Below are 3,398 nucleotides of genomic sequence, written 5' to 3' on the forward strand. Positions count from 1 at the left end.
GAAGGAGCCCGACCATGAGGATCACGACGAGCACGGACATACGCACCATCACCACCACGAGTACGATCCGCACATCTGGCTGGACCTGTCCCTGGCCCGGAAAATGGTGGACAACATCGCGGCCGGGCTGAGCACGGCCGACCCGGAGCACGCGGACCTGTACGCGAAGAACGCCGAGGCGTACAAGGCCCGGCTGGCGGAGCTGGACGCGGAGTTCGCCTCCATCGTGAAGAAGGGCCGGCACCGCACCCTGGTGTTCGGGGGACGCTTCGCCTACCTTTATTTCCTGAAGCACTACGGCCTGAACTACGTGACGGCCTACGACACCTGCTCCTCGGAGGGCGAGCCGGGCGTTCAGCGCATCGCCCAGGTGATCCAGTACATCAGGAAAAAGGACATTCGCTGCATCTTCCACGAGGAGTTTGTCGTCCCGAAGGTCGCGCAGTCCATCGCCGAGCAGACGGGGGCGAAGCTGCTGACGTTCAGCACGGCCCACAACCTGACGAAGGACGAGTTCGAGAAGGGTGTGACCTTCCTGGACATCATGAAGGCCAACCGGGACAGCGTCGAGCAGGCGCTGACCCTGTAGGAGGGGCGGCCGTTGAATCGCTCCGGGGACGGCGCGCTCCTGACGCTCTCTCACGTCTCCATCGCGTACGGCTCCATCGTCGCGGTGGAGGACGTCTCCTTCGACGTCGCCGAGGGGGAGTTCTTCTGCATCGTGGGGGCCAACGGATCGGGGAAGAGCACCCTGATCCGGGGCATCCTGGGCCTGACCCCCCTGGCGGGGGGACGCGTCGCCCTGGAGACGGGCCCCGACGGGGCGGCCTACGTCCCCCAGGTCGAGGGGGCGGACCGCGACTTTCCCGCGACGGTTTGGGAGATCGTGCTGACCGGGACCCAGCGCCGGGGCTGGCGCGCCCCGTTCTACACCCGCGCGGACAAGGAGGCCGCGACGGCGGCCCTCTCGGCCTTCGAGATATCGGACCTGGCGGGCCGGCGGATCGGGAAGCTCTCGGGAGGACAGATGCAGCGCGTCCTGCTTGCGCGGGCGATGTGCCGCGGGCCGAAGCTGCTCCTCCTGGACGAGCCCTGCTCGGGGCTGGACGCCGACAGCAGGCGCGGGTTCTACGAACTGCTCGCCCGGCTTAACCGGGAGCGGCGGACGACCATCGTGATGGTCTCCCACGACCTCGACGAGGTCGCCGCGCGCGCGTCGCGCGTCGCGGTCATGGCCCGGCGCCTGCTCTTCGTGGGGACGCCCGATGCCTGGCGCAGCGGGGCCTGGAAGGCCTCCATCCTCGACTCCGGCATCCTCGATCCCGAGGGCGTGCCGGTCCTCACGGAGGTGTCGGCATGACGTTTCAAGAGGTCTGGGAGGTCCTGTCCTATCCCTTCGTCACGCGGGCGCTGATCGTCGGCGTGATGGTATCGCTGTGCGCCTCCATTCTCGGCGTGATCCTGGTCCTGAAACGCTATTCCCTGATCGGCCACGGGCTCTCCGAGGTGGGGTTCGCGGCGCTCTCCGTGGCCCTGGCCTTCAACCTGCCGCCGCTCTACGTGTCGACGCCTCTGGTCATCGCGGCGTCGTTCGTCATCATGTTCGTCAGCCAGCGCAGGAGGGTCGGCGGCGACGTGGCCATCGGCATCGCGGCCTCGGCCGCCCTGGCCTTCGGCGTCCTCGTCACGGCGCTGACGCGCGGGATGAACCTCGACGTGTGCAGCTACATGTTCGGCAGCATCCTGGCGATGACGAACGAGGACGTCGTCCTCTCCGTCGCCCTCTCGCTCTTCGTCACGGGCCTGTTCATCCTCTTCTACAACCGGCTCTTCCTGATCACCTACAACGAGGACTACGCGCGGTCGCTGGGAATAAACGTCACGCTCTATCAGTTCCTGATCTCCTTCCTCACCGCCCTCACGGTGGTGCTGGGCATGAGGATGATGGGGACGCTCCTGATATCGAGCCTGATCATCCTTCCGGCGGTCACGGCGCGCAGGCTGGTGAGCAGCTTCCGGGCGCTCGTCGTGACGTCCGCCTGCATCTCGCTGATCTGCTTCGCCGCGGGGCTGGCCCTGTCCTTCGTCTGGAACCTGCCCACGGGCGCCAGCATCGTGTCCGTCAACGTGGCGGCGCTGATCGGGGCCGTGCTTCTGTCGCGCCTCATGGGGCGCACCGCGTGAGCGGGCGGACCGGAGGCCTGCGGCGGGAAAGGGATTTTTTCATGATAAAGGAGTTTTGCATGAGGATACTGAAACGGGCGCGCACCGCAGCCCTTGGGCTGAGCCTGTGCCTTCTGGCCGCCGCCCTGCCCGCGGATGCGTCCGGGAAGCCGGACTACGTGATCCGCGAGAACTTTTTCGTGGGGATGATCACGGACATCTTCATGAACATGAGCGACTACAGGGGCAAGACCATCCAGTACGAGGGGTTCGTCCTGCCCATCACGGCGGAGAACTTCGGCGAGGGGCCGGAGAAGTTCGCCGTCGTGCGCATCGCCGTCTGCTGCGGCCCGGACGACATGCCCATCGGCTTCGCCTGCATGGGGAAGGACGTCCCTCCGGAGAACGCCTGGGTGCGCGTCACCGGGGTGCTGCAGGAGCGGGACCTGAACAACGGAGAGCCCCCTTATCCCTATCTCGACGTGCAGGAGCTGGAGGTCCTGACGAAGCGCGGCAAGCAGAAGGTAGCCATGTGATGACGGGGCCCGGGCACCGCGTGCTGAACTTCATGTTCATCGGGGCCCTGACGCGCTCGCTTCCCGCCGCTCTCTTCGGCCTCTTGGGCAGCGCGTTTCCCGATACGGTCGAATACCTGATCTGGGGCGCCGGGCGAAACCGGCACCATCGCAGGAGCTCGCACTGGATCGTCCTGTGGCTGGCGGGCTTTCTCTTTTGTTTCCTCGCGGGGGCGAAGCGCACGGTGCCGAGCCTTTCGGGGCTCGCCGCGGCGAGCCCCGAATCGGTCTGGGGGTGCGCCGCCTTCTGGTTTTTGGGCTGCGTGCTCCATGTGCTGGGCGACGCCTGCTGCGGCAAGGTCCCCCTGTTCGTCCCCTGGAGGAGGCGATTCGGGTTCCGCGTCTTCGAGATGTCGCCGCGACGCGGCGAGATGAGCCGGGGCGAGCTGGTCTTCGTCGCCTTCACGTCCCTTTCGGCGCTGGGGGCCTGGCTGAGCCGGGGAGTCCTGCTCTGATCCGTCCGGGAACGTCCGGACAGGACGCCGAACGCCTCTCTGCAGTATTGTGTATGCAAATCGATGACCCCGCAAAAACAACCTCGAAATTCTGTGCTGGAGATCGCGCTCTCCGCAGGGAGATGAGCCCATGAGGTCCGAATTGAAGCTGTTCGAGGAACAAAGAGTCCGAAGCGTTTGGGATGAGGAGAGGGAAACATGGTAC

5 protein-coding genes are annotated in these 3,398 nt (G+C 66.1%); all 5 read left to right on the forward strand.

The genetic code is table 11. The features are described 5' to 3' along the window. Positions 1 to 589, forward strand: a 589-nt coding sequence (locus tag Q0176_RS05550; RefSeq protein ID WP_299300058.1) for a metal ABC transporter substrate-binding protein, incomplete at its 5' end; no start/stop codon positions are given. A 12-nt stretch (positions 590 to 601) separates the two neighbouring features. Continuing rightward, on the forward strand, positions 602 to 1,360 hold the full coding sequence (locus Q0176_RS05555; RefSeq protein WP_299300060.1) for an ABC transporter ATP-binding protein: 759 nt from the start codon (positions 602 to 604) through the stop codon (positions 1,358 to 1,360). Next, positions 1,357 to 2,184: a metal ABC transporter permease gene (locus Q0176_RS05560; RefSeq protein ID WP_299300062.1), complete on the forward strand. Its 828-nt coding sequence runs from the start codon at positions 1,357 to 1,359 to the stop codon at positions 2,182 to 2,184. The genes Q0176_RS05555 and Q0176_RS05560 overlap by 4 nt, the downstream gene beginning before the upstream one ends. Before the next feature lie 59 nt (positions 2,185 to 2,243). Next, positions 2,244 to 2,699: a hypothetical protein gene (locus Q0176_RS05565; protein WP_299300064.1), complete on the forward strand. Its 456-nt coding sequence runs from the start codon at positions 2,244 to 2,246 to the stop codon at positions 2,697 to 2,699. Further along, on the forward strand, positions 2,699 to 3,193 hold the full coding sequence (locus tag Q0176_RS05570; protein WP_299300066.1) for a metal-dependent hydrolase: 495 nt from the start codon (positions 2,699 to 2,701) through the stop codon (positions 3,191 to 3,193). Before Q0176_RS05565 ends, Q0176_RS05570 begins: the two co-directional genes overlap by 1 nt. The last annotated feature ends 205 nt before the right edge of the window (positions 3,194 to 3,398 follow it).

Source organism: uncultured Fretibacterium sp., from assembly GCF_938040765.1.
In the GTDB taxonomy this organism is placed as follows: Bacteria; Synergistota; Synergistia; order Synergistales; family Aminobacteriaceae; genus CAJPSE01.

Coding starts and splice junctions, on each gene's coding strand:
- Q0176_RS05560 (WP_299300062.1), top strand. CDS start 1,357: ATGACGTTTCAAGAGGTCTGGGAGGTCCTGTCCTATCCCTTCGTCACG.
- Q0176_RS05565 (WP_299300064.1), top strand. CDS start 2,244: ATGAGGATACTGAAACGGGCGCGCACCGCAGCCCTTGGGCTGAGCCTG.
- Q0176_RS05570 (WP_299300066.1), top strand. CDS start 2,699: ATGACGGGGCCCGGGCACCGCGTGCTGAACTTCATGTTCATCGGGGCC.